This is a genomic window from Variovorax ginsengisoli (assembly GCF_030811835.1).
GTDB classification, from domain to species: Bacteria; Pseudomonadota; Gammaproteobacteria; order Burkholderiales; family Burkholderiaceae_C; genus Variovorax; species Variovorax ginsengisoli_C.
On the sequence record NZ_JAUSRO010000013.1, the window covers coordinates 150207 to 173703 of the forward strand.

At 66.7% G+C, this 23497-nt stretch carries 22 protein-coding genes; 11 read left to right on the forward strand and 11 right to left on the reverse strand.

The genetic code is table 11. From position 1 onward, the window contains the following. The first annotated feature begins 8 nt into the window (after positions 1 to 8). The 4 genes from ftsA (at position 9) to J2W36_RS19750 (ending at position 3813) form a co-directional block, all read left to right on the forward strand. Complete coding sequence (ftsA, locus tag J2W36_RS19735) at positions 9 to 1238, forward strand: cell division protein FtsA (protein WP_307691466.1); 1230 nt, start codon at positions 9 to 11, stop codon at positions 1236 to 1238. Positions 1239 to 1394: 156 nt separating this feature from the next. Further along, complete coding sequence (gene ftsZ, locus J2W36_RS19740) at positions 1395 to 2612, forward strand: cell division protein FtsZ (RefSeq protein WP_307691467.1); 1218 nt, start codon at positions 1395 to 1397, stop codon at positions 2610 to 2612. Between the two features lie 68 nt (positions 2613 to 2680). Then, complete coding sequence (gene lpxC / locus J2W36_RS19745; RefSeq protein ID WP_307691468.1) at positions 2681 to 3604, forward strand: UDP-3-O-acyl-N-acetylglucosamine deacetylase; 924 nt, start codon at positions 2681 to 2683, stop codon at positions 3602 to 3604. A gap of 32 nt (positions 3605 to 3636) precedes the next feature. Continuing rightward, complete coding sequence (locus J2W36_RS19750; protein ID WP_307691469.1) at positions 3637 to 3813, forward strand: hypothetical protein; 177 nt, start codon at positions 3637 to 3639, stop codon at positions 3811 to 3813. A gap of 42 nt (positions 3814 to 3855) precedes the next feature. Here J2W36_RS19750 and oxlT read toward each other — a convergent pair whose 3' ends face one another. From oxlT to J2W36_RS19800, 10 genes are all read right to left on the reverse strand, one after another. After that, the gene (oxlT, locus tag J2W36_RS19755; RefSeq protein WP_307691470.1) at positions 3856 to 5142 is read right to left on the reverse strand and encodes an oxalate/formate MFS antiporter; all 1287 of its coding nucleotides are present in this window, start codon (positions 5140 to 5142) and stop codon (positions 3856 to 3858) included. Positions 5143 to 5195: 53 nt separating this feature from the next. After that, positions 5196 to 6794, reverse strand: a complete 1599-nt coding sequence (locus tag J2W36_RS19760; RefSeq protein WP_307691471.1) for a gamma-glutamyltransferase family protein — start codon at positions 6792 to 6794, stop codon at positions 5196 to 5198. Positions 6795 to 6967: 173 nt separating this feature from the next. Further along, positions 6968 to 7750 carry a GntR family transcriptional regulator gene (locus J2W36_RS19765; RefSeq protein WP_307691472.1) on the reverse strand — a complete coding sequence of 261 codons (783 nt, stop codon included), beginning with the start codon at positions 7748 to 7750 and terminating at the stop codon, positions 6968 to 6970. A 74-nt stretch (positions 7751 to 7824) separates the two neighbouring features. Then, positions 7825 to 8373 carry a crossover junction endodeoxyribonuclease RuvC gene (gene ruvC / locus J2W36_RS19770; protein WP_307691473.1) on the reverse strand — a complete coding sequence of 183 codons (549 nt, stop codon included), beginning with the start codon at positions 8371 to 8373 and terminating at the stop codon, positions 7825 to 7827. A 2-nt stretch (positions 8374 to 8375) separates the two neighbouring features. Next, complete coding sequence (locus J2W36_RS19775) at positions 8376 to 9449, reverse strand: phosphatidate cytidylyltransferase (protein WP_307691474.1); 1074 nt, start codon at positions 9447 to 9449, stop codon at positions 8376 to 8378. Next, on the reverse strand, positions 9449 to 10096 hold the full coding sequence (locus J2W36_RS19780; protein WP_307691475.1) for a lysophospholipid acyltransferase family protein: 648 nt from the start codon (positions 10094 to 10096) through the stop codon (positions 9449 to 9451). The genes J2W36_RS19775 and J2W36_RS19780 overlap by 1 nt, the downstream gene beginning before the upstream one ends. A 51-nt stretch (positions 10097 to 10147) precedes the next feature. Then, entirely contained in the window at positions 10148 to 10906 is a 759-nt protein-coding gene (gene mtgA, locus J2W36_RS19785) for a monofunctional biosynthetic peptidoglycan transglycosylase (RefSeq protein WP_307691476.1), read from the reverse strand. A gap of 3 nt (positions 10907 to 10909) precedes the next feature. Beyond that, positions 10910 to 11752, reverse strand: a complete 843-nt coding sequence (gene aroE / locus J2W36_RS19790; RefSeq protein ID WP_307691477.1) for a shikimate dehydrogenase — start codon at positions 11750 to 11752, stop codon at positions 10910 to 10912. Between the two features lie 12 nt (positions 11753 to 11764). After that, positions 11765 to 13903, reverse strand: a complete 2139-nt coding sequence (locus J2W36_RS19795; RefSeq protein WP_307691478.1) for a ribonuclease catalytic domain-containing protein — start codon at positions 13901 to 13903, stop codon at positions 11765 to 11767. Positions 13904 to 13945: 42 nt separating this feature from the next. Further along, positions 13946 to 14542: a YqiA/YcfP family alpha/beta fold hydrolase gene (locus tag J2W36_RS19800; RefSeq protein ID WP_370869356.1), complete on the reverse strand. Its 597-nt coding sequence runs from the start codon at positions 14540 to 14542 to the stop codon at positions 13946 to 13948. Between the two features lie 125 nt (positions 14543 to 14667). Here J2W36_RS19800 and J2W36_RS19805 point away from each other — a divergent pair, with 125 nt between their 5' ends. The 5 genes from J2W36_RS19805 (at position 14668) to J2W36_RS19825 (ending at position 21451) form a co-directional block, all read left to right on the forward strand. Further along, positions 14668 to 15417: a response regulator transcription factor gene (locus tag J2W36_RS19805; protein ID WP_307691480.1), complete on the forward strand. Its 750-nt coding sequence runs from the start codon at positions 14668 to 14670 to the stop codon at positions 15415 to 15417. Between the two features lie 7 nt (positions 15418 to 15424). Continuing rightward, a complete protein-coding gene (locus J2W36_RS19810; RefSeq protein ID WP_307691481.1) occupies positions 15425 to 17305 on the forward strand; it encodes a sensor histidine kinase in 1881 nt (626 codons plus the stop codon). A gap of 29 nt (positions 17306 to 17334) precedes the next feature. Beyond that, the gene (gene rodA / locus J2W36_RS19815) at positions 17335 to 18489 is read left to right on the forward strand and encodes a rod shape-determining protein RodA (protein ID WP_307691482.1); all 1155 of its coding nucleotides are present in this window, start codon (positions 17335 to 17337) and stop codon (positions 18487 to 18489) included. Positions 18490 to 18652: 163 nt separating this feature from the next. Beyond that, positions 18653 to 20113: a metalloprotease TldD gene (gene tldD / locus J2W36_RS19820; protein ID WP_307691483.1), complete on the forward strand. Its 1461-nt coding sequence runs from the start codon at positions 18653 to 18655 to the stop codon at positions 20111 to 20113. A gap of 219 nt (positions 20114 to 20332) precedes the next feature. Then, the gene (locus tag J2W36_RS19825; RefSeq protein WP_307691484.1) at positions 20333 to 21451 is read left to right on the forward strand and encodes a 3-deoxy-7-phosphoheptulonate synthase; all 1119 of its coding nucleotides are present in this window, start codon (positions 20333 to 20335) and stop codon (positions 21449 to 21451) included. Here J2W36_RS19825 and J2W36_RS19830 read toward each other — a convergent pair. Further along, the gene (locus J2W36_RS19830) at positions 21432 to 22196 is read right to left on the reverse strand and encodes a 4'-phosphopantetheinyl transferase family protein (protein WP_307691485.1); all 765 of its coding nucleotides are present in this window, start codon (positions 22194 to 22196) and stop codon (positions 21432 to 21434) included. The two genes, J2W36_RS19825 and J2W36_RS19830, sit on opposite strands and share 20 nt — an antisense overlap. A 335-nt stretch (positions 22197 to 22531) precedes the next feature. Between J2W36_RS19830 and J2W36_RS19835 the strand changes: the two genes are divergently transcribed. After that, on the forward strand, positions 22532 to 23068 hold the full coding sequence (locus tag J2W36_RS19835; RefSeq protein ID WP_307691486.1) for a sigma-70 family RNA polymerase sigma factor: 537 nt from the start codon (positions 22532 to 22534) through the stop codon (positions 23066 to 23068). A gap of 78 nt (positions 23069 to 23146) precedes the next feature. Beyond that, on the forward strand, positions 23147 to 23401 hold the full coding sequence (locus J2W36_RS19840; RefSeq protein ID WP_307691487.1) for a FecR/PupR family sigma factor regulator: 255 nt from the start codon (positions 23147 to 23149) through the stop codon (positions 23399 to 23401). Positions 23402 to 23497: the final 96 nt, after the last annotated feature.

The following is a 23497-nucleotide window of genomic DNA, read 5'->3' on the forward strand; positions in this document are numbered from 1 at the left end:
GACATTCCATGCCCAAAGAATACAAAGACCTGGTCGTCGGACTCGACATCGGCACCGCCAAGGTGATGGTCGTCGTCGCCGAGGTGCTGGCCAACGGCGAGCTCAAGCTCGCGGGTCTCGGCGTGGCGCCGAGCAACGGGCTCAAGCGGGGCGTGGTGGTCAACATCGACGCCACGGTCCAGAGCATCCAGCAGGCGCTCAAAGAGGCCGAGCTGATGGCCGATTGCAAGATCGGCCGTGTCTACACCGGCATCACCGGCAGCCACATCCGCGGCATCAATTCGAGCGGCATGGTGGCGGTCAAGGACAAGGAAGTCACGCCGGCCGATGTGGCCCGTGTGGTCGAGACCGCACGCGCGATCAACATCTCCAGCGACCAGCGCCTGCTGCTGGTCGAGCCGCAGGAATTCGTGATCGACGGGCAGGACGTCAAGGAGCCGATCGGCATGAGCGGCATGCGCCTGGAAGCCAAGGTGCACATCGTGACCGGCGCGCAGAGCGCGGCCGAGAACATCATCAAGTGCGTGCGCCGTTGCGGCCTGGAGGTTGACCAGCTCATGCTCAACCCGCTGGCCTCCAGCCAGGCGGTGCTCACCGAGGACGAGCGCGAACTGGGCGTGGTGCTGGTAGACATCGGCGCGGGCACGACCGACGTGGCGATCTTCACCAACGGCGCCATCCGCCACACGGCCGTGATTCCGATCGCCGGCGACCTGATCACCAGCGACATCGCCATGGCGCTGCGCACGCCGACCAAGGACGCGGAAGACATCAAGGTCGAGAGCGGCTATGCCAAGCAGTTGCTGGCCGACCCCGACCAGCAGGTCGAGGTGCCGGGCCTGGGCGACCGCGGCCCGCGCATGCTGAGCAAGCAGGCGCTCGCTGGCGTGATCGAGCCGCGAGTCGAGGAAATCTTTTCGCTGGTGCAGCAGGTGGTGCGCGAGTCGGGCTACGAAGAGGTGCTGTCCTCCGGCGTGGTGCTGACCGGTGGCAGCGCCGTGATGCCAGGCATGGTCGAGCTGGGCGAGGACATCTTCCTCAAGCCCGTTCGCCGCGGCATTCCCAAATATTCGAGCGCGCTGTCGGACATGGTGGCGCAACCGCGCGCCGCCACGGTGATGGGCCTGCTCGAAGAAGCCCGCTTCGCGCGCATGCGCGGCTACAAAGTGGCGCAGAAAAACGGTTCGGTGAAGACCGCCTTCGGGCGCTTCAAGGACTTCATCGTGGGGAATTTCTGACCATGGCGCACTACCCGCTCTGGCTGGCCCGCGGAAGTCCAACACGGCATTTCAATGAGCGATGGCGACGCACCGGGCCGCCATCCTGACCGTCACCGGTATCTCAGAAAAATCCAGTCTCAAACAAACGGCAACTGCAAATTCAAGGAGTCAGAAATGGCCATCGAAATGATCGAAGTGGAAGAGTTCAACCAAGGCACGCAGATCAAGGTGATCGGCGTGGGCGGCGGCGGCGGCAATGCCGTGGCGCACATGATCGAGCGTGGCGTGCAGGGCGTTCAGTTCTCATGCGCCAACACCGACGCGCAGGCGCTGTCGCGCAGCAATGCACCCAAGCTGATCCAGCTGGGCAGCAACGGCCTGGGTGCGGGCGGCAAGCCCGACAAGGGCCGTGAAGCGGCCGAACTGGCCGTCGATGAAATCCGCGCGGCCATCGACGGCGCGCACATGCTCTTCATCACTGCCGGCATGGGCGGCGGCACTGGCACCGGCGCCGCGCCTGTGATCGCGCGCATCGCCAAGGAAATGGGCATCCTCACGGTAGGCGTGGTGACCAAGCCCTTCGACTGGGAAGGCGGCAAGCGCATGACCAACGCCGACAGCGGCCTGGCCGAGCTCGAAGCCAACGTCGACTCGCTGATCGTGATCCTCAACGAGAAGCTGCTCGAAGTGCTGGGCGAAGACGTGACGCAGGCCGAGGCCTTCGCGCATGCCAACGACGTGCTCAAGAACGCGGTCGGTGGCATCTCGGAAATCATCAACGAATACGGCGGCGTGAACGTCGACTTCGAAGACGTGCGCACCGTGATGGGCGAGCCGGGCAAGGCCATGATGGGCACGGCTGCGGCCAGCGGTCCGGACCGCGCGCGCATCGCTGCCGAACAGGCCGTGGCCTGCCCGCTGCTCGAAGGCATCGACCTGTCGGGCGCCAAGGGCGTGCTGGTGCTGGTGACGGCCTCGAAGGGCTCGCTGAAGCTGTCGGAGTCGAAGCTGGCGATGAACACCATCCGCGCCTATGCATCGCCCGATGCGCATGTGATCTACGGCGCTGCCTACGACGAAGCCCTGGGCGACGAAATGCGCGTGACCGTGGTCGCCACCGGTCTGTCGCGTCCTGACGCACGCCGCCAGGCGCCCGTGCTTGAAGTCATCCGCACCGGCACCGACAACATTCCGTTCACGGTTCCGACCCTGGGCGGCATGGGTCACGCCGGTCACGGCGCGAACCACGGCCAGCCGAACTACGAAGGCATGGCCGTGCCCAGCGTGTGGCGCACCAACCGCACGATGGCCGCTGCCAAGGTCGACGCGCTGTCGTCCGGCGGCATGGACGACTTCGAGATTCCGGCCTTCCTGCGTCGCCAGGCCGATTGATCTTCCGCTATCGCGGAGATAGCAAAGGCCGCAGCACGCTGCGGCCTTTGCGCTTCTAGAATCGGCGGGTGCTCAAACAAAGAACCCTCAAGTCCATCACCCGCGCCGTCGGCGTCGGGCTGCACAGCGGCCAGCGGGTGGAACTCACCTTGCGGCCGGCCGCGCCAGACACGGGCATCGTCTTTCGCCGGGTCGACCTGCCGGAGCCTGTGGACATTCCCATGACGGCCGAAGCCGTGACCGACACGCGCCTGGCGTCGACCGTCTCCAACGGCGGCGCGAAGGTGCAGACGGTCGAGCACATCATGTCGGCCTGCGCGGGCCTGGGCATCGACAACCTGGTGATCGACATCACGGCCGACGAGGTGCCGATCCTGGACGGTTCGGCGTCGTCGTTCGTGTTCCTGCTGCAAAGCGCGGGCATCGAGCTGCAGAAGGCGCCGCGGCGCTTCATCAAGATATTGAAGCCAGTCGAGGTGCGCGAAGGCGAGGGTGCGAACGCCAAGTGGGCGCGCCTGGAGCCTTACCACGGCTACAAATTGAGCTTCGAGATCGACTTCGATCATCGCGTGGTCAACTCCACCGGCCAACGCTTCGAGTTCGACCTGGGGCACGGTTCCTACAGCCGCGACATTGCACGCGCGCGCACCTTCGGCTTCACCAAGGAAGTCGAGTACATGCGCAGCAAGGGCCTGGCGCTGGGCGGCGGGCTCGACAACGCGATCGTCATGGACGACACCAAGGTGCTCAATGCGGGTGGCTTGCGTTATGACGACGAGTTCGTCAAACACAAGATCCTCGACGCGATGGGCGACCTCTACGTGGTCGGCCGGCCGCTGCTGGCTGCCTACAGCGCCTTCCGATCGGGCCATGCGCTCAACAACAAGCTGCTGCGCGAACTCATGGCGCATGGCGACGCCTACGAGATCGTGACCTTCGACGACGAGAAGCGCGCACCCGCGGGCTTTGCCGAAGTGGCTCGCGCGTGGTGAGCGCGCCGCATATCCCCACTTTCGACTGACCGATGCTGCTTTTTCGCTGGGCCATTCTCCTGTTGCTGCTGGTCGCCGGCGTGTCCTTCGCGTTCTACGCGGGCACGGGCCAGGTCAAGTACCGCCGCTTCGGCTGGATCGTGCTCAAGTGGACGCTGCTGGCGGCCTTCGGGTTCTTTGCGGTGCTGATTGCGGAGCGGGTGGGTTGATCGCCCGGCGCGCTCCACTTTATTCTCAGGGTCAATCCGTCATCATTTCGCCTTCGCTGTGCTGCGTGCCAGGTAGCGTCGGCGCCAGGGCTTGAGCACCAGCAGCGCGAGCACGGCGGCAATGACGTCGAGCGTGATGGCGGAGGCGAAGACCGGATGCCAGCTGCCGGTCTTCTCGTGCATGAGCGCTGCCATCGGCCCGCCGAGGATCGAACCGATGCCTTGCGAGATATAGAGCCAGCCATAGTTCGCGGTGGCGTGACGCGTGCCGAAGGTATCGGTCAGCGTCGAGGGAAACAGCGAGAAAATCTCGCCCCAACCGAAGAACACCACGCCCGACAGCAGCACGAACAGCACCGCGTTCTCGCGCGTCAGCAGCCACAGCGCCATGGCCACGCCCTCCAGTGCGAAGGCGAAGAACATGGTGTTCTCTCGACCATAGCGGTCTGAAATCCAGCCGAAGAAGGGCCGGGTCAGGCCGTTGGTCAGGCGGTCGATGGTGAGCGCCAGCGGCAGCGCCGCAAGCCCGAAGACCAGTACGTTGGCGACGCCAAAGTCGCGCGAGAAGCTGGCCATCTGCGACGTGACCATCAGGCCCGAGGTCGACATCATGGTCATCATGCAGAACATCAGCCAGAACAGCGGCTGGCGAAGCATCTGGCGCGGCGCGAGATCGTGGCGGGTCGTCTGCTGCGCATACTGGGGCACCGCACGAACCAGGCGTGGGTCGGGCGAGCGCAAAGCCTGTGACGCGATCAAGCCGATCAGCGCGAAAAGCAGGCCGAACTGCCAGAGCGTGCTTTCCAGCCCCTGGCCGGCCAGTGCCGAAGCGATTGGAAAGGTCGTCAGGATTGCGCCCATGCCATAGCCCGCCGCGACCATGCCGACCGCGAAGCCGCGGCGGTCTGGAAACCAGCGCACCATTTGCCCGACCACGCCGATGTAGACGATGCCGGTGCCCAGGCCGCCGATCAGGCCGTAGGTCAGGTAGAGCATGCCGATGCTCGACGCCTGCGACGCCAGGACCCAGCTCAGGCCCGACATCAGCGTGCCCAAGGAAATAAGCCGGCGCGCGCCGAAGCGTTCAATCAGCCCACCCTGAAAGGGCGCAAAGAAGGTCTGCAGCACGATCAGCAGCGAGAACGTGATCTGCAGTTCCGAGAGCGGCACGCCCAGCTTGGAAGCCAGCGGCTTGGTGAACAGTGTCCAGACGTACTGTGGACTCGAGATCGCCATCATGCAGACCAGGCCGGTGAGCAGTTGGAACCAGCGGTTGTGCAGCAGGCCGGTCGTGCCGACCGGGGCAGGGTTGTGGGAGAGGGTGGTCATGGAAGTGGCGAAAGAGTGAAAGATGGGAGAACGGGTCGAGTCCGCAGTGGGTGCTACCAGGCGGCGACGCAGCCGTCGCTGCGCGGATCGAACCCGCCTTCGAACAGGCCGCTCGGGTGGTGAATCACCGCACCTGCATGGCCCATGGTTTCGTCGAAGGGCGCCAGCAGGTCGACTTGGTGACCGCGCGCGCGCAGGGCTTGGACAGTGGCATCCGGAAAGCGGGATTCGAGCTTGAGCGTGTCGCTGGTCTGGCCCCAGGTGCGACCCAGCAGCCAGCGCGGTGCCGTGATGGCGGCCTGCGGGTCCATGCCAAGCACCGCGATGCGCGAGAACACGGCGCCCTGCGACTGCGGCTGCCCGTCGCCGCCCATGTTGCCGTAGACCATGGTGCGGCCGTCGGCCAATCGCGCCATGGCGGGGATCAGCGTATGAAAGGGCTTGCGGCCGGGCGTCAGCGGGTTGCGCGCAGACGGGTCGAGCGAGAAGCTGCAGCCGCGGTTCTGCCAGTTGACGCCGCTGCGCGCGAGCACCACGCCGCTGCCGAACTCGTGGTAAATGCTCTGGATGAAGCTCACGGCCAGACCAGTGCGGTCGATGACGCCCATCCAGACCGTGTCAGCCGGCCCGTGGCCCGCGCCCCAGGGCATCGCGCGCTCGGCGTCGATGGCGGCGGTCAGCGTGTCCAGTGAACTGCCTTCGAGCAGCAACTGAGGATCGATGTCCATGTAGGCCGGGTCGGTGATCACGCGGTCGCGGACCAGGAAGGCCTGTTTGGTCGCCTCCACGCAGGCGTGCACATAGTCGGCACCCAGCGGGTCCATGCCCGCCTTCAGCAGGCGGTCGAGCTGGCCCAGGATCAGCAACGCGACCAGCCCCTGGGTGGGCGGTGGCATGTTCCACACCGTGCCCAGCGTGTGTGTGAGTTCGAGCGGTGTCTTCCAGACCGCGCGATGGGCGTGCAGGTCGCCGAGTCCGACGGGGCTGCCCACGTGGGCCAGGTCGGAGGCGAAGCTTTCGGCCAGCTCGCCGCGATAGAAGTCGTCGAGACCGCGGCGGGCGAGGTGCATCAGCGTGTCAGCCAGGCGCGGCTGCACCATGCGCTCGCCGGCCTGTGTCTGGCCAGGCTGCAGGAAGCTCTCGGCATAGCCTGGCACACCTTCGAGCTCGGTGCGCTTGGCCGCCACGCAGCGCGCCTGGCTGGGCGTGACGGGGGCGCCATCCCGGGCGTAGACGACGGCATCGTCGAGCAGCCGCGACAGCGGCAGGCGGCCGTCAAGCGCATCGCGGGAATACTGCAGGGCCGCGTCCCAGCCCGACACGGTGCCGGCGACCGTGCAGGCGGCCATGCCGCCCCGAAAAGGAATGGCGGCATGGCCGGCATCCTTGTAGTGCGCGATGGTGGCGCGGGCCGCCGCCGCACCGCAGCCTTCGAGCCCGCGCGGCGCTTCGCCAGGGCGTGCGATCAGCCAGAAGCCGTCGCCGCCGATGCTGTTCATGTGGGGGTAGACCACGGCAATCGTGGCCGCCGCAGCGACCATCGCTTCGACGGCGTTGCCGCCTTCGCGCAAAACGCCGAGGGCGCTCTGTGACGCCAGGGCGTGAGGGGTGACGGCCATGCCACGGCTGCCGCGGGTGGAGGGGAGTTGCATCGGTTCGACCAGAACAAGGAAAGCGGGCAACCGGCAAGTTGCTGCCGATCTCGTCAATTTATGTATTCATAAATTTCAGGCAGACGTAAGCATGTTCTGTGCCGCATCGTGGCGAGCGGCCTGTATCAGGGAAATATGGCGTGACCGGCGCTGCCTTGCACCGGCCTAGTGCGTCAGCCGAAACGTTTGCGGCGCGTGGGGTGCGGCATGGGGGCAGGATGGTGTGCCGTTTCGGTGCGCACCTGCTCCAGCCGTTCGATGGTGATCTGCTGGACTACCGTGTGACTGTCTTCGATGTGTCGTGCCGTGAGCGCAGCGGCGTGCTCAGCGTCTCCTGCGGTGATCGCGTCGAGGATGGCCCCATGTTCTTCATAGGTCTCATCGATGCAATCGCCATAGGCGAAGTCGAGGCGCCGCATGATGCGGATGCGCTCGGTAACCTGCCGGTACACGCCGTCGGTTTCCGGATTGCCTGCTGCTCCGACCAGCGCCAGGTGAAAGCATTCATCCAGCGCAGCGACAGCCAGGCCGTCGGTCAGACGTTCAGCCGGCGCGACCCGCCAGGGCGCGCCCAGCGCGGTGAGCACCGCGTCCTGCATCGTGCCGGCCCGTCGTTGTGTGCAGAGCCGTCGCACCGCATGCAACTCGATCATCTCCCGCAACTCGTAGAGTGCGGCAAAGCGCGACAGGTCGATGGGCACCACCTCCCAGCCGTTGCGGAAGTAGCCGCGCACCAGTCCTTCGCTCTGCAGCCGCATCAGCGCCTCGCGCACTGGCGTGCGCGACACCTTCAGCCGCTCGGCCACGTCGTTCTCCGCAAAACGGTCGCCCGGCAGCCGGCGGAAGGCGAAGATGTCGTCGCGCAGTTCCCTGTAGACGGCGTCAGCCAAGCGCACGGCGGGCGGCCGCGGGTTGTCGTCGGCAAAGGTGTCTGCGAGGGCGTCAGTGACGGGCATGGGCATCGGGCAGGAACGAAGCCTCTAGCATGCCAGATCGCCTGGAGCGCCGGTACAAAACGCGTTGCAGCCGCTCAGCGCGTCCGTCCCTGCCGATACATCCCGCTGGTGCTGCGCGCCAGCCCCGCGGCTTCACTGAGTCTTGCCATCGAACTCCCTACGTGCGCATGCGTGATCGCAATGCCCAGCGCGTCGGCCGCATCGCTGCCGGGCAGGCCGGGCAGGTCGAGCAGGCGCTTGACCATCTCCTGCACCTGCGCCTTGGCCGCCTGGCCGTGTCCGGCCACGGCGCGTTTCATCTGCAGCGCCGTGTACTCGGCCACCGAAAGCTGGTTGGCCACCAGCGCCGTCAGGCAGGCGCCGCGCGCCTGGCCCAGCAGCAGCGTGGCCTGCGGGTTGACGTTGACGAACACGATCTCCACCGCAGACGCATCGGGCTGGTAGCGCTGCGCGATTTCGCCGATGCCGTCGAACAGCACCTTCAGCCGTGCCGGCAGGTTGCCGCGCTCGGTCTTCTTGGTGCTGATGGTGCCGCTGGCCACGTAGCGCAGCGTGTGGCCGTCGGCGTCGATCACGCCGAATCCGGTGGTCTGCAGGCCGGGGTCGATGCCGAGGATGCGCATCGTCAGACCCCGAAGTACCAGCGTACGGAATGAAAGAAGATGGGCGCCGCAAAGCACAGCGCGTCGACCCGGTCGAGCAGGCCGTTGGCGCCGGTCACGCCCACGCCCTTCTGGCCCCAGTTGGGGATACCGCGATCGCGCTTGAGCGCCTTCATCACCAGGTGCCCCATCGATCCGGCCACGCAGGCGATCAGCGCCATGGCGAGCGCCTGGCCGAACTTGAAGGGCGTGATGAAGGACATCAGCGCGCCCACGACACTCGCGATGGCCATGCCCACGCCCCAGCTCACCCAGTTGAAGCTGCGGCTGACCTTGGGCGCGAACGGCGGGCGCGCAAGCCAGCCTTGAAGGCGGGCATGCAACGGCGATGACGGTGCGCGCTCGGGTTGTGGACCCACGTCGTCGGGGGGCACGAACGCGAAGCGTCGGCCGATGAGGTGTTGCACCACCATGCAGGTCTGCACCACGAAGACGAGGAAAAACACCAGGAACGCGCTCTTGCCTTCGTAGCCCGGGAATTCGAGCAGCAGCAGCGCCGGCACGTGGCTCAGGCCGTACACGCACACGGTGATGCCCCATTGCAGCTTGGCATTGCGCTCGAGGAACTGGTTCGGGTCGTTCGCCAGTGCGCTCACCACCGGGATTGCGATGAACACGTAGACGGGAATGAACACCGTGAACAGGTCGAAGCGCGCCGTGGCCACCAGGATGAACTGGATCGGCAGCACCACGAAGAAGGCCAGGATCAGGCTGCGATGGTCGCCACGGCGCGTGGGCGAGAGCGTGATGAACTCACGCAGCGCAAGGAAGGCGATCAGCGCGAACAGGAAGGTGGCGAAGCCCGCACCCAGCGCCCAGCCGATCCAGAACACGACCGCCATGAACCAGGTGGTGCGCAGCAGGTTGCGGAAGTCGCGCAGGTCGCGCTGCCAGGTCTGGTCGACCACCGGGTGGCGCCGCACGCGAAAGCCCACCAGCAGCGTGGCAATGCTCACCAGCGCCAGCACGCCGAAGACGATGACGAACAGCGCTGCGACCTGCTGGGTCGGCGTGAGGTTGCGCAGGAATGCATTCATCAGACGTACCGCAGGGCCACCACGGCATCGCGCGCGCGGTCGAGGAAAGGGCGGCGTTCTTCGCCGGCTTCACGACGGATCGGCGCGCCGAAGGTCACCGAGCACAGGATCGGCACCGGCACGACCTCGCCCTTGGGCATGACGCGCTGCACGTTGTCGATCCATGCCGGTACCAGCACCACGTCGGGAAACATCTCGGCCAGCGTGAAAAGGCCCGACTTGAACTTCTGCGGCTCGCCCGTGTGGCCGCGCGTGCCTTCGGGAAAGATGATGATCGAGTCGCCGCTGCGCAAGGCTTCGATCAGCGGCTGCAGTGGTGCCATCGGATCGGGCGGTGGTGCGCCCTCGGCTGCGGGCGCCGGAGAGCCGCCGCGTTCCACGTAGATCGCGTTGAACACCTCGCGCGTGATCCAGTGCTTGAGCGGCGTGTTGGCCCAGTAGTCGCGCGCAGCGATCGGTCGCGTGATGCTGCGAAGTTCCTCGGGCAGCGCTGCCCAGATCATCACCAGGTCCAGATGGCTCTGGTGGTTGGCAAAGTAGATGCGCTGCTCGGCCTTGGGCGGACAGCCCCACCAGCGCGCCTGCGCACCGGTCAACAGACGCACCACGCCGAGCAACACCCATCCCAACAACTTTGCAGCAAACATGCAGGGATGATACGGGTCAGGCAGGCCGGTGCGACGACCCCGCCCGACCGGTCACGGCAGGTCGACGGCCGGCATCCGCGCCGTGATGGTGCCTGCGCGAGCGCTCAGGTAGGGCGAACCCGCGCGGCGCTCGAAGAACTTGGGGCTCGGCAGCATCACGGCGAGCCGAGCCGCCTCATTGGCCGAGAGGCGCGCTGCGGGCTTGCCGAAATAATGCTGCGCCGCGGCCTCCGCGCCGAACACGCCCTCGCCCCATTCGACGTTGTTCAGGTAGATCTCGAGGATGCGTTCCTTGCTCAGCAGCAGCTCGAGCAGCGTGGCCAGCACCAGTTCCTGCCCCTTGCGCAGCAGCGTGCGTTCGCCCGTCAGCAGCAGGTTCTTGGCGAGCTGCTGCGTGATGGTCGAGCCGCCGCGAATCTTCGCGGGCGCCGGTTCCTTGCCACGGGCGCGGGCCTGTGCCGCACGGCGTGCGGCGATTTCCTCGGCCTTGGCATTGCGCTGGCGCGCGCGCTCGATGGCTTCCCATTCCACGCCCTGGTGGTAGACGAATTCAGCGTCCTCGCTGGCGATCACCGCGCGCTTGAGCGTGTCGGCAATGCGGTCGTAGGGCACCCATTCCTGCTTCCAGCCAGACGCTGCATTGCCGGTGTTGGTTCGGCCATGCACCGCGATCTGCCAAGCCTCGGAGCGCTGGAACGCGGTGGACTGCGGGTCGATCACGGCCATCGCCGCGATGCGCGCGACGAAAAAGAGCTGAAGGGCCAGGCCCGCCACCAGGAGGCAGAGCACCCAGCGAAAGAAGCCGCGCACGGGTCAGCGCCCGTCGACCAAGGCGCGCAGCTCGGCCAGCACCTGCGCAGCCGGTGGGCGCACACCACGCCACAGCTCGAAGGCCACGGCCGCCTGTTCGACCAGCATGCCCAGGCCGTCGCGGGCCACGGCGCCATGGGCGCGCGCCCAGTCCATGAAGCCATCGGTGGCGGGGCCATACATCAGGTCGATGGCCAGCGCGCCCGGGCGCAGCACGCTGGCGGCCACCGGCACCGCGTCGCCCGCCAGGCTGGAGGCGGTGGCGTTGACGACCACGTCGAAGGCGCCGTCGATGTCGTCGAGTGCGCGTGCCTCGATCTGCACGCCGTGCTGCAGCGCGAGCGCCGCATGCCGCTGCACCACGCCGATGGCCTTGGCGAGCGTGCGGTTGGCCACCACCAGGCGCCGCGGGCCGGTTTCCAGGAGCGGGCCGAGCACACCGGCGGCCGCGCCGCCCGCGCCGATCAGCAGCAGGCTGCTGCCGGTGAGCGTCACGCCCGCGTGGTGCACGATGTCGTTGACCAGGCCGATGCCATCGCTGTTGTCGGCATGGATGCCGTCCTCGCGGAAGCTCAGCACGTTGACTGCCTCGGCCAGCGCCGCACGCGGGCTCACATGCTGCGCGATGGCGGCAGCGTCGAACTTGAACGGCACTGTGACGTTGCAGCCGCGCGCCGTGCCGGCGGCGTCCGCGCGGAACGCGGCGATCGCTGCGGCGAATCCACCCAGCGGGACCAGGCGTCGGCCGTAGTCCAGGGTCTGGCCGGTCAGTTCGGCGAAACGGTGGTGGATCCACGGCGAGCGGCTGTGCGCCACCGGGTTGCCCATGACGGCATAGAGGTCCATCGCGCGGTTCCTTCAGGCTGGCGTGTTGTCCGCCGGTGTCTCGTTCTCGGCCATGTCGACCGCGATGGCAATCGGCCCGGCCACTTCTTCGTCGTCGCCGCCATCGTCCTCGAGCGCGGCGGCGTCGGGCTGGGCGTCCAGGCGTTCGAGCACCGTGCCGGTCACGTCAAGCACGATTTCGTCGATCTCGCCGAGCTTCACGCGCAGGCGCGCGCCGCGCGGCTGCTGGCCAGCCACCGGGAACACCAGCGGCAGCGTGTCGGCGCGCACCAGTGCACCGTTGGGCAGGTCCTTGACGACGGTCGCTTCGAGTTCGGTGATGCCCTGCTGCTGCAGGTACTTGAGCGTCCAGAAGCGTTCCATTCCGCCCTGATAAGCGTTGTAGGTCGCGTAGGCCGCATCGAAACCCGAGAGGATCGAGAACAGGTCGGCGTCCTTCGGCTTGAAGGGGGCGGCCAGCGCGGCGGTCTTGCCGTGGCGGGCCGCGGCGATGATCTGCCACTGGTTGACCAGGTCGGTGTAGCGGCGCAGTGGTGAAGTGCTCCACGCGTAGCTCTTGACGCCCAGGCCGGCGTGCGGCAGCGAGCGCGTGCCCATGCGCACCTTGACGCCAGGTGCCATGCTGGCCTGGCTGCGGTAGAGGCCCGGCACGCCGAACTCGGCCAGCCAGGCGCCCCAGCTGCTGTTGGCCAGGATCATGGCCTCGGAGACGATCAGGTCGAGTGGTGCACCCCGCTGTCGCGTGGTGATCTGCACCTGCTCGTGGCCGACCGGCTCCCCTTCATTGCCGTGCTTGTGAGCCCCCACGCTCGCCACTGCGTGTGCGTCGCTGTCCCCCGAGGGGGCGCCCGCGCCTTGGCGCGGCCCGGCGTCGCGGAGCAATCGGAAGTTGTAGTCCGGCCGGTTGAAGTTCTCGGGCTTGCCGCGCACCACCTCGCGCTGGGCCTTGAGCGCCTTGGCCAGGCGGAACAGGAAGGACAGGGGCGCGCGCAGGCGCAGCGCGATGTCGGGTGTCTCGGCGTTGTCGACGCCGGCATCTTCCAGCCAGGGCTGCGTGATGGCGGTGTCGAGCTGGTCGTGGCGCAGGTTGGCGACGATCGGCACGCGCTCGATCTTCGTTTCGGTGCCCTGCAGTTCCAGCGTGGCTTCATCGAAGCGTGCGTACAGGGACACGGCAGGGCAGTCACGGCCTTCCTGCAGCGTGTACGCCGCCACTACCTCGTCGGGCAGCATCGTGATCTTGTAGCCCGGCATGTAGACCGTTGACATGCGCGTGCGCGCCACCTGGTCGATGGCGCTGCCCGGCACCAGGGCCAGGCCGGGCGCGGCGATGTGCACGCCCACCGTGACGGTGCCGGTCCCCAGGCCCTGCACCGACAGTGCGTCGTCGATCTCGGTGGTCTGCGAATCGTCGATCGAGAAGGCCTCGACCGCGGCCACCGGCAGTTCGTCGGCAATGGCGGGCGCGGCAAGCGCCGGGAAGCCGGTGCCCTTGGGGAAGTTCTCGAACAGGAAACGGCGCCAGTGGAACTGGTAGGGCGAATCGATGGCACCTGCGCGCTCCAGCAGTTCCAGCGGTGGGCGCTGGCTGGCACGGGCGGCGTCGACCACCGCGCGGTATTCGGGCGCGTTCTTGTCGGGCTTGAAGAGGATCTTGTAGAGCTGCTCGCGCACTGGTGGCGGGCATACGCCCGCCACCAGTTCGGCGGCCCAGGCGTCGATCTGCGCCTGCACGAGCTTCTTCTTCTCGATGGCGGCGAGCGCCTGCTGCAGGATTTCCGCCGGCGCCTTCTTGAAGCGGCCCTTGCCGGCGCGGCGGAAGTAGTGCGGCGCCTCGAACAGCGCCAGCAGCGCGGCGGCCTGCTGCACCAAAGTGGGATTCGACTGGAAATACTCGCTGGCCAGCTCGGCGAAGCCGAACTCGCCCTCTGGCGCGAATTCCCAGGCGAGGTCGAGGTCCATGCCGGCGACGAGTGTCTTGGCCTGGGCGATCAGTTCGGGGGGCGACGGTTTCTCGAAACGCAGCACGATGTGCGCGCCCTTGACCTTGACGCGCTTGCCCGTCTCGAGTTCGACCTGTGCCGATGCTTCGGCCTCCGACAAGACGCGGCCGCCGAGGTACTTTCCGGCTTCTTCGAACAATACAAACATGGGCGCGATTGTCCCATGCAGACGGGGGCGTGCTGCCGCGGGTCAGGCCGGATCGACGAAGGCCATGACCGGCCCCAGGTGCGCGGTCTCGAAATCCGACAGCGCGTGGTCACCGCCTTCGAGCAGCGTGATGCAGGCGCCAGGGTAGCGCGCCGTCATTTCGCGCCAGTCGAGCACCTCGTCGCCCTTGGCGATGACGGCGTACACCTGTTCGGCGCGCGGCAGCGGTGCGACTTCCAGTGCGCGCAGTTCGCCGATGAATTCGGGCTGGAAGTAGAAATGCTGCTGCGGATCGTGCCAGGCGGTTTGCTCGCCGATGTAGCGCGCGAGGTCGCGGGCCGGATCGACCGCGGGGTTGAGCAGCACGGCGCGGCAGCCGGTCACCGCCGCCACGTGGCTCGCATAGAAGCCGCCCAGCGAGGAGCCGATCACCGCCATCGCGTCGCGCGGCCAGTCGGCAATGCCTTGCAGCACCAGGGCCATGGCCTCGCGCGGGGAAGGCGGCAATTGCGGGCACCACCAGGTCACGCCCGGATGGCGTTGCGCGACGTGTTGGGCGACGAGCCGGGCCTTCATCGACTGCGGGGAGGAGCGAAAGCCATGAAGGTAGAGCACGTGGGTGGCGGTCATGGGCGGCATGCTACCTGCGGTGCCCGCGATGCGATCGCCGCGGCGTACGAAGAGCCGAGAGAGGAAGAGAGTGCTGGCGAAATCCCGTTGTGAAACGAACACTTTCAACTGTTTCAGGTCTATGCTGGACGTCCATGCAAAACGACGCTCATTCCTGTTGCGCGGTACGGCCCATCAGCGTCTTCGTGGTCGAGGACGACGAGCCTGCACGCGCGTCTTTCGAGCGGAGTGTGCGCGCCAGTCCCTCGCTGCGCTGGCTGGGCGGCGTGGGCACAAGGGCCCAGGCACTCGCATGGCTCGCGTCGTCGTCGCTCGCGCCGGACGTGCTGCTGGTCGACCTCGGCCTGCCCGACGGCAGCGGGCTCGACGTGATCCGCGCGACGGATCTGCGGTTTCCGCGCTGCGAGACCATGGTCGTGTCCGTGTTCGGCGATGAGGACCACGTGCTCGCCAGCATCGAGGCCGGTGCCGTCGGCTATGTGCACAAGGACGCTTTGCCGAGCGACTTGGCCCAGACCATCCTCGATATGAAGGCCGGCGCTTCGCCCATCTCGCCCATGATCGCGCGGCGGGTGCTCGCGAAATACCGCCTGCTCCAGACGGCATCGGCGCGCGAACGTGACGGGATGCCGGCCGCCGTGGGGACGCCGGTGGCGTCGGCGGCCATGGACGAGGCGCCTGCGCTGCTGTCGGTGCGCGAGCAGGAGGTGCTTGCGCTGATCGCGCGGGGCTTCTCTTACGCAGAGATCGCACGGCTGAAGACGCTGAGCGTGCACACGGTGCAGACCCATATCAAGAACCTCTACGGAAAGCTCGCCGTGCACTCGAAGAACGAGGCGGTGTTCGAGGCGACGCGGCTCGGATTGCTGCGTTTTCCCAATTGACGCGCGTATGCGTCGCGCGCTCCTGGTGTGGCGGGCGTGGTGGCTGGTGTGCGCACTGGCGCCGTTCGGTGCGGTGCTTGCTGCTGGCGCCAACGTCGGGGTGCCCGAGATGCCCGAAGCGACCGAGGCCCGATGGGGGGTCGAATGGGGTGCGGGCACGGTGGCGAGCACGGTCGATGGCGTCACTGCGAGTGGCCCGGTCGTGCTGCCCTACCACTGGGACCGCCAGCACGGCGGGCGTCCGGGCGAGGCCGTTTTCGATCTTCCCTTCACGCTGGCCGAGGCGCCCGACCAGCCTTGGGGTCTGTTCATCGCGCGGGTGGGCAATGCCTTCGACATCCGCCTGAACGGCCACCTGCTCCAAACCTATGGCGATCTGGCCGAAGGCGGCGGTGCCGACTACGCCAAGGCGCCGATCTACGTGCCGTTGCCTGCGCACCTGCTGCAGTCCGGTGCCAATGTGATCCAGATCCGCATCCGTGCCGACACGGGCCGTCGTGCCGGCCTGTCCCGGCTCACGCTGGGGCCGGCGAAGGCGGTGCGCGACGCCTACTTCGAACCGGCCTACGCCTGGCGCTTCACCGGCTCGGTGCTGCTGGCGGCGTTCAGCATGCTGGTGGGTGCGATTTCGCTGGCGCTCTGGTTCACGCAGACGGACCCCGCCGCCCCGGGCGACCGACGCCGCGACAACCTGTACCTGTGGGCGGCGCTGGCCGAGTTCTGCTGGGCGCTGCGCGTGGCGGACGGGGCCATCCGGCAGCCGCCGCTGCCCTGGGCCGCGTGGGGCGTGCTCATGACTGCGTGTTATTCGGGCTGGGCCGGCGCGGCCGTGATGTTCTGCCAGCACCTGGCCGGCTGGCAGGACCGGCCCGCCATGCGCTGGCTGCGGCGTGGCACTGTCCTCGTTTTCACGATGCCGGTCATCGCCTGCTACGTCGCCCTGACCCGTGCCGAGCCGCGCTGGCTGACCGGTTGGCTGGCGCTGGAGATCACCGCCGTGACGGCTTATGCGCTTTTCTTTGTCGCGGCGACCGTGCGCCGACCCAACCTGGCGCGGGTGTGGGTGGCGAGCACCATCGTGCTGACGGTCGCTGTGGCCGTGCGCGACTGGCTGGTCATCCGGCTGAGCCATTCCTATGGCGACACGACCTGGGTGCGCTACACCTCGTTGTTCTTTGCGCTGGTGCTGCTGGCCCTGGTCGTGCACCGCTTTCGCACGGCGAGCGTGCAGGCACGCGACCTGCTGCAGACGCTGGCTGTCCGCGTTGCCGAGCGCGAGCGCGAACTGGCGGCCGCCTACGGGCGCCTGGAGATCGCCGCGCGCGAGCAGGAACGCCTGCAGGAGCGCGAGCGCATCCTGCGCGACATGCACGATGGTGTGGGGGCCCACATCAGTGCGGCGATCCGGCAACTGCAGTCGGGCCGCGCGTCGTCCGAGGACCTGCTCGACACCCTGCGCGACTCACTCGATCAGCTCAAGCTGTCGATCGATGCGATGCATCTGCCGGCGGGCGACGTGGAAGGGGTGCTGGCCGGTCTGCGCTACCGCCTCGCGCCGCGCTTTGCGACCGCGGGCATCGCGCTCGAGTGGGGCGTGGATGCGCTCGAACCCGTGGCGCGGCTGGACGTGCCGGCCCTGCGCCAGCTCCAGTTCCTGCTGTTCGAGGCTGTGTCCAACGTGCTGCAGCATGCACAGGCGAGCCACCTGCGCATCGAGGCCACGATGCAGGGAGCCGCGGTGCGCATCCGGGTCATCGACGATGGGCGCGGCTTCGACGCCGCCCGGCTGCCGCGCGCACTCGCCGCCCGTGCCGAAGCCATCGGCGCCCGGTTGGCGGTCGAAAGCCGACCTGGCCGCACGGTCGTCCTGATAGATATTCCTCGATAGCGGCTGGCGCGCGTCGATAATCCGCGCCGATGTCCGCTGTCTTCAATCAACCTTCGCTGGCACGCCGCATTGCGCCCGTGTTCCAGGGCTTCGACGGGTTTCTCGCCTTCGCTGTGTTCCTGCTCGCCTGCGCGGGGCTGATGACGATGTATTCGTCCGGCTACGACCACGGCACGCGTTTCATGGACCACGGCCGCAACATGCTGCTGGCCGGCTTCATCATGTTCCTGGTGGCGCAGGTGCCGCCCCAGCGGCTCATGACCTGCGCGGTCCCGCTCTACACCCTGGGCGTGGCGCTGCTGATCGCGGTGGCGGTCTTCGGCATCACGAAGAAGGGGGCCAGGCGCTGGATCAACGTCGGCATGGTGATCCAGCCGAGCGAGATCCTGAAGATCGCCATGCCGCTCATGCTGGCCTGGTGGTTCCAGCGGCGGGAAGGGCAGTTGCGGCCGCTCGACTTCGTGGTGGCGACCCTGCTGTTGGCGGTGCCGGTGGGCCTGATCATGAAGCAGCCTGACCTGGGGACGTCGCTCCTGGTGCTGGCCGCGGGCATGTCGGTGATCTTTTTCGCCGGCCTTCCGTGGAAGCTGATCGTGCCGCCGGTGCTCATTGGCGTCGTCGCCGTGACGCTGATCATTGGCTATGAGTCGACCCTGTGCGCCGACGGCTTCGATTGGCGCGTGCTGCACGACTACCAGAAGCAGCGCGTGTGCACGCTGCTCGACCCAAGCAAGGACCCGCTGGGCAAGGGCTTTCACATCATCCAGGGGATGATCGCCATCGGTTCGGGTGGCTTCGGCGGCAAGGGCTTCATGCAGGGAACGCAGACGCACCTTGAGTTCATCCCCGAGCGCACCACCGACTTCATCTTCGCAGCCTACTCCGAGGAATTCGGGTTGGCGGGCAACCTGCTGCTGATTGCGTCTTTCATCTTCCTGATCTTCCGCGGCCTGGCCATCGCGCTGGATGCGCCCACCATGTTTTCGCGCCTGCTCGCCGGCGCGGTGACCATGATCTTCTTCACCTATGCCTTCGTGAACATGGGCATGGTCAGCGGCATCCTGCCCGTGGTGGGTGTGCCGCTGCCCTTCATCAGCTACGGCGGCACCGCCATGGTCACCCTCGGCCTCGCGCTGGGCATCCTGATGTCGATCTCCCGCGCCAGACGGTTGATGCAGACCTGACCCCCGCCTCGCCGCGCGCGTCCAGACGGCCGGCGCAGCCAGGCCGCCCGCGTGGAATGCCGTGGAACCGGCTCCGCCGGGCCACAGGCATTGCCCCCGGCAGGGGGTAGGCGAAGCGGACACGAAGTGCCGCGCAGCCTGGGGGCGAGCAATAATGCTTTTTATGATCTCTCGCGAACCCACCATCGAGCGCCTCGCCACGGCGCAGCAGCTCCTGCTCACGCCCTTCGGACTTGACGAATCGCATCTGTCTCGTGCGCTCGCCGAGATCACCGCGCACAAGGTGGACGACGCCGACCTCTATTTCCAGTACACCCGCAGCGAAGGCTGGAGCCTGGAAGAGGGCATCGTCAAGACCGGGAGCTTCAGCATCGACCAGGGCGTGGGCGTGCGCGCGGTCAGCGGCGAGAAAACCGCCTTCGCCTACTCCGACGACATTTCCGAGGCCTCGCTGCTCGATGCGGCGCGCACCGTGCGCTCGATCTCCTCGGCCGGCCGAACCGCCCGCGTGAAGACGCCGACGCGCAAGATCGCGTCGAGCCGCTCGCTCTACAACGGCATCGACCCCATTTCGACGCTCGACAGCGCCACCAAGGTCAAGTTGCTCGAAAAGACCGAAAAACTGGCCCGCTCGCGCGATCCGCGTGTGGCGCAGGTCATGGCCGGCCTGGCCAGCGAGTACGACGTGGTGCTGGTGGCGCGGGCCGATGGCACGCTGGCGGCCGATGTGCGCCCCCTGGTTCGCCTGTCGGTGACCGTGATCGCCGAGCAGAACGGCCGCCGCGAAATGGGTTCGGGCGGCGGCGGTGGCCGCTTCGGCCTGGCTTATTTCGACGACGCGCAGATCGCCGAATATGTGGACCAGGCGGTCAAGGCCGCATTGACCAATCTCGATTCGCGGCCCGCGCCGGCTGGCGAGATGACCGTGGTCCTTGGCCCGGGCTGGCCCGGCATCCTGTTGCACGAGGCCATCGGTCACGGGCTGGAGGGCGACTTCAACCGCAAGGGTTCCAGCGCCTTCTCGGGCCGCATCGGCGAACGCGTGGCGGCCAAGGGCGTGACGGTGCTCGACGACGGCACCATTGCTGACCGGCGCGGTTCACTCAACGTCGACGACGAAGGCAATGCGAGCCAGCGCAACGTGCTGATCGAGGACGGCATTCTCAAGGGCTACATCCAGGACTCGCTCAACGCGCGACTGTCGAAGGTCAAGCCCACGGGCAATGGCCGTCGTGAGAGCTACGCGCACGTGCCGATGCCGCGCATGACCAACACCTACATGTTGGGCGGCGACAAGAACCCGCAGGAAATCGTCGCGAGCATGAAGAAAGGCCTCTACGCCACCAACTTCGGTGGCGGCCAGGTCGACATCACGAGCGGCAAGTTCGTGTTCTCGGCGAGCGAGGCCTACTGGGTCGAAAACGGCAAGATCCAGTACCCCGTCAAGGGTGCAACCATCGTCGGCAATGGTCCGGATTCGCTCACCCGCGTGACCATGATCGGCGACGACATGGCATTGGATTCCGGGGTGGGCACCTGCGGCAAGGAAGGCCAGAGCGTGCCGGTGGGCGTGGGCCAGCCCACGTTGCGCATCGACGGTCTCACTGTCGGCGGCACGGCCTGACGCGCCTTCGCAACAGCGGATGCCCAAACCCTGTGCTACATTGCGCTCCATGTCTTTGCGCGCCGCATTTTATTTTTCGTACTTTTGGTTCCGGATTTCCGGCGGCCTAGAGGCGAGCGCGTAAAACAAACGTACACCCCCTCCCAAGACCGCCGGCGCTCACGCCCCGGCGGTTTTTTTTATGCCCTTCTGATTTCTAACAACACTGGAGCACCCGAGATGACCCATCCTTCCGCCCCGACCAGCGACAGCTGGTATGCGCACGTCGAGAAAACCAGCCAGACCGACGACGAACGCATCAAGGACATCAACGTGCTCCCGCCCCCCGAACATCTGATCCGCTTCTTCCCCATCCGCGGCACGTCCGCCGAGACGCTGATCACCGGTACCCGCCGCAGCATCCACAACATCATGAGCGGCTCGGACGACCGCCTGCTGGTGGTGATGGGCCCGTGTTCGATCCACGACCCGGCGGCCGCGCTGGAGTACGCCCGCCGCCTCAAGGTGCAGCGCGACAAGTACGCTGATTCGCTGGAAATCGTCATGCGCGTGTACTTCGAGAAGCCCCGTACCACGGTCGGCTGGAAGGGGCTCATCAACGACCCGTACCTCGACGAGAGCTACCGCATCGACGAGGGCCTGCGCATGGCGCGCCAGCTCCTGATCGATATCAACCGCCTGGGCCTGCCCGCGGGCAGCGAGTTCCTCGACGTGATCTCCCCGCAGTACATCGGCGACCTGATCAGCTGGGGCGCGATCGGTGCGCGTACCACCGAAAGCCAGGTGCACCGCGAACTGGCCTCGGGCATCTCGGCGCCGATCGGCTTCAAGAACGGCACCGACGGCAACATCCGCATTGCCACCGATGCCATCCAGGCGGCGGCACGTGGCCACCATTTCCTGTCGGTGCACAAGAATGGCCAGGTCGCCATCGTGCAGACCCACGGCAACCGCGACTGCCACGTGATCCTGCGCGGCGGCAAGGCGCCCAACTATGACGCCGAGAGCGTGGCTGCCGCGTGCCGCGACCTCGAAGTCGCCAAGCTGCCGCCCACGCTGATGGTCGACTGCAGCCATGCCAACAGCAGCAAGCAACACCAAAAACAGATCGATGTGGCCCAGGAGATCGCACGGCAGATCGCGGGCGGCAGCCGCAGCGTGTTCGGCGTGATGGTCGAGAGCCATCTGACGGCAGGTGCTCAGAAGTTCACCCCCGGCGTCGACACGATCGGCGGCCTGGAATACGGCAAGAGCATCACCGATGCCTGCCTGGGCTGGGACGACTCGACTGCGGTGCTCGAGACGCTGTCGCAGGCGGTCAAGCAGCGCCGCGGCTGAGCTCGGACGGTCCCTCTGTGGTCGAGGGGGTGCAACCGCTCGTGCGGATGGTGGGGACCGAGAGCGGCTGGTCCGATTGCAGCGCGAGGACCTCGCGACACACGATGCGCGCAGGGACTGAGCGGTCCGGCGCAGCGCAAACAGCCACCCGATGCGCGGGGGTGGGTTGCAACTGCCAGAAGTGCCAACGCTGCGCGCTGTGGTCGTTCGGATCGGCAAGCGCGAATTCGATACAGGCGCTGTCGTCCAGCATGAAACTGAAGCTGTCGAGCGCCAGCTGCAGGCCCATGCCGCGGGCCTTGATGTAGCTTTCCTTGAGCGTCCACAGCGCGAAGAAGCGCTCGGCTTGCAACGCGGGGGGCAGGGCGTTCAATGCGGCTGATTCAGCGGGCGAGAAGAACTGATCGGCTACGTCGAGCGGCGCCCTGCGGTCGATGTTTTCCGCGTCGATGCCCAGGTCGATATCGCGCGCCAGCGCCATCACGATGAGGCCGTCGGTGTGGCTCAGGTTGAAGTTCAGGCCGCGAGCCTCGTGCACGAGGGGTGCCTCGATGCGAGGCCGGCCGAAAGCACCTTTGCCGAAGCTCCAGGTTTGCGCTGGCACTGGCGCGTAGCGCGAGAGCACCGAGCGCACCAGTGCGCGTGTCAGGAGATAGCGGTGCCGGTCACGCGCAAAGTGAAAGCGGTCCTGTTGCGCCAGCTCTTGCGGTGTCAGCAGCGCGCGACAGGCCGCAGTCGACGCCATGCTGGCGGCATCGCTGTGAAAACAGAACCAAAGATGGATGTCACTTGTGAGCAGTGGAAGCAACGTTGAGGCACTCAGCATGATTTTTTGTGAACTCTTTCACGAAACAGAGTGATCTATCATTGCAACCCCGACGGAGCGACCCTGGCTAGCCACGCCGGCTGCGCACGCGGAGCCGGAATCCCCCCAATTTTCAAGCATTGATCTGGAGCGTCATCAAGTTCACTCAAAGTCCGCCTATAAGTGTAAATGATTCTTATTCATATTTGTGAGTCAAAAGTAGTAATCAAACCTGCGGCCAGACGGCCCGCTCACTGGACGAAAACGTGTTGAACATGTCATCGCACTCGCCTGAACCATCGCTCGGGGAGGTATTCATTGCCAACCGGGCCCACCTCTGGCGCGTTGCCCGGAAGATTGTCAATACGGCCGATCTGGCTGACGATGTGGTGCAGGACGCCTATCTGAAGCTGGTCGACGGCCCTTGCATGCGGCATGCCGACCGGCCGATCGGCTATTGCTGCCAGGTGGTGCGCAACATGGCGCTGGACTATTGCCGTCGCCATCGCGTCGAAGCAAGCTACCGCACCTTCGACATCGACGTCGAGCAGCTCGACATGCCTGCGACCGCTGCCACACCGGACCGCATGATGTGCGAGCGCCAGGTGATCTGCGCGATCGACAAAGTGCTGGCGGGGCTCGCTCCGCGAACGCGGATGGTGTTCGAGCTCTACCGGCTGGAAGGTCTCACGCAGCGCGAGATCGCGCAGCGCCTGGGATGCGCGCTGGGTCTCGTCAACGGCCTGATCGCCGAAGCCGCGATGGCCATCAAGACGTGCGGTCATCTGCTGTTTGAAAGCGACTCGCGCTAGATGAGCGAGCGCCCATGAGGCGCGAGACGAAGCGAAGCGCTTTGCCGCGAGAATGCGGGTACACGAGCTGCTTCGCGCATGACACAGGAACACGACGATCCCCTCTGGAACACCGCCTGGGACTGGGTGCAGCGCGAGCACGACCGCGACAGCTTCGATGACCGCGCGCGCGCTGAAATGACCGCCTGGCTCGTGGCCGACCCCGCCCATCGCCGCGCCTACGCCAAGGCCGCACAACTGTGGCTGCTCGCGGGGTTCGTGCCGCCGGTCAACGACTTCCATGACGGCGACGAATCGCCTCGCCCTGACGCAACGCCGCCTGCGCGCAACTGATCCGCGCCCTGCATAAAAAACGCGGTCGCGTCCCTCGGGGGTCCGGCGTGAAATGAACAGATTCGCCTGCCAAGCGTCCTGTTGGCAGGGGCGCCG

What these genes read in the sequence shown, in the direction of transcription:
- J2W36_RS19780 (WP_307691475.1), bottom strand. Translation starts at nt 10,096, where the DNA reads ATGTTTGCTGCAAAGTTGTTGGGATGGGTGTTGCTCGGCGTGGTGCGT.
- J2W36_RS19795 (WP_307691478.1), bottom strand. Translation starts at nt 13,903, where the DNA reads ATGTTTGTATTGTTCGAAGAAGCCGGAAAGTACCTCGGCGGCCGCGTC.
- J2W36_RS19830 (WP_307691485.1), bottom strand. Translation starts at nt 22,196, where the DNA reads ATGGCGTCGACTGCGGCCTGTCGCGCGCTGCTGACACCGCAAGAGCTG.
- J2W36_RS19835 (WP_307691486.1), top strand. Translation starts at nt 22,532, where the DNA reads ATGTCATCGCACTCGCCTGAACCATCGCTCGGGGAGGTATTCATTGCC.
- J2W36_RS19805 (WP_307691480.1), top strand. Translation starts at nt 14,668, where the DNA reads ATGCAAAACGACGCTCATTCCTGTTGCGCGGTACGGCCCATCAGCGTC.
- J2W36_RS19810 (WP_307691481.1), top strand. Translation starts at nt 15,425, where the DNA reads ATGCGTCGCGCGCTCCTGGTGTGGCGGGCGTGGTGGCTGGTGTGCGCA.
- ruvC (WP_307691473.1), bottom strand. Translation starts at nt 8,373, where the DNA reads ATGCGCATCCTCGGCATCGACCCCGGCCTGCAGACCACCGGATTCGGC.
- ftsA (WP_307691466.1), top strand. Translation starts at nt 9, where the DNA reads ATGCCCAAAGAATACAAAGACCTGGTCGTCGGACTCGACATCGGCACC.
- J2W36_RS19840 (WP_307691487.1), top strand. Translation starts at nt 23,147, where the DNA reads ATGACACAGGAACACGACGATCCCCTCTGGAACACCGCCTGGGACTGG.
- aroE (WP_307691477.1), bottom strand. Translation starts at nt 11,752, where the DNA reads ATGGACCTCTATGCCGTCATGGGCAACCCGGTGGCGCACAGCCGCTCG.
- J2W36_RS19825 (WP_307691484.1), top strand. Translation starts at nt 20,333, where the DNA reads ATGACCCATCCTTCCGCCCCGACCAGCGACAGCTGGTATGCGCACGTC.
- J2W36_RS19750 (WP_307691469.1), top strand. Translation starts at nt 3,637, where the DNA reads ATGCTGCTTTTTCGCTGGGCCATTCTCCTGTTGCTGCTGGTCGCCGGC.
- J2W36_RS19775 (WP_307691474.1), bottom strand. Translation starts at nt 9,449, where the DNA reads ATGAATGCATTCCTGCGCAACCTCACGCCGACCCAGCAGGTCGCAGCG.
- rodA (WP_307691482.1), top strand. Translation starts at nt 17,335, where the DNA reads ATGTCCGCTGTCTTCAATCAACCTTCGCTGGCACGCCGCATTGCGCCC.
- J2W36_RS19765 (WP_307691472.1), bottom strand. Translation starts at nt 7,750, where the DNA reads ATGCCCGTCACTGACGCCCTCGCAGACACCTTTGCCGACGACAACCCG.
- J2W36_RS19800 (WP_370869356.1), bottom strand. Translation starts at nt 14,542, where the DNA reads ATGCCGCCCATGACCGCCACCCACGTGCTCTACCTTCATGGCTTTCGC.
- tldD (WP_307691483.1), top strand. Translation starts at nt 18,653, where the DNA reads ATGATCTCTCGCGAACCCACCATCGAGCGCCTCGCCACGGCGCAGCAG.
- oxlT (WP_307691470.1), bottom strand. Translation starts at nt 5,142, where the DNA reads ATGACCACCCTCTCCCACAACCCTGCCCCGGTCGGCACGACCGGCCTG.
- J2W36_RS19760 (WP_307691471.1), bottom strand. Translation starts at nt 6,794, where the DNA reads ATGCAACTCCCCTCCACCCGCGGCAGCCGTGGCATGGCCGTCACCCCT.
- ftsZ (WP_307691467.1), top strand. Translation starts at nt 1,395, where the DNA reads ATGGCCATCGAAATGATCGAAGTGGAAGAGTTCAACCAAGGCACGCAG.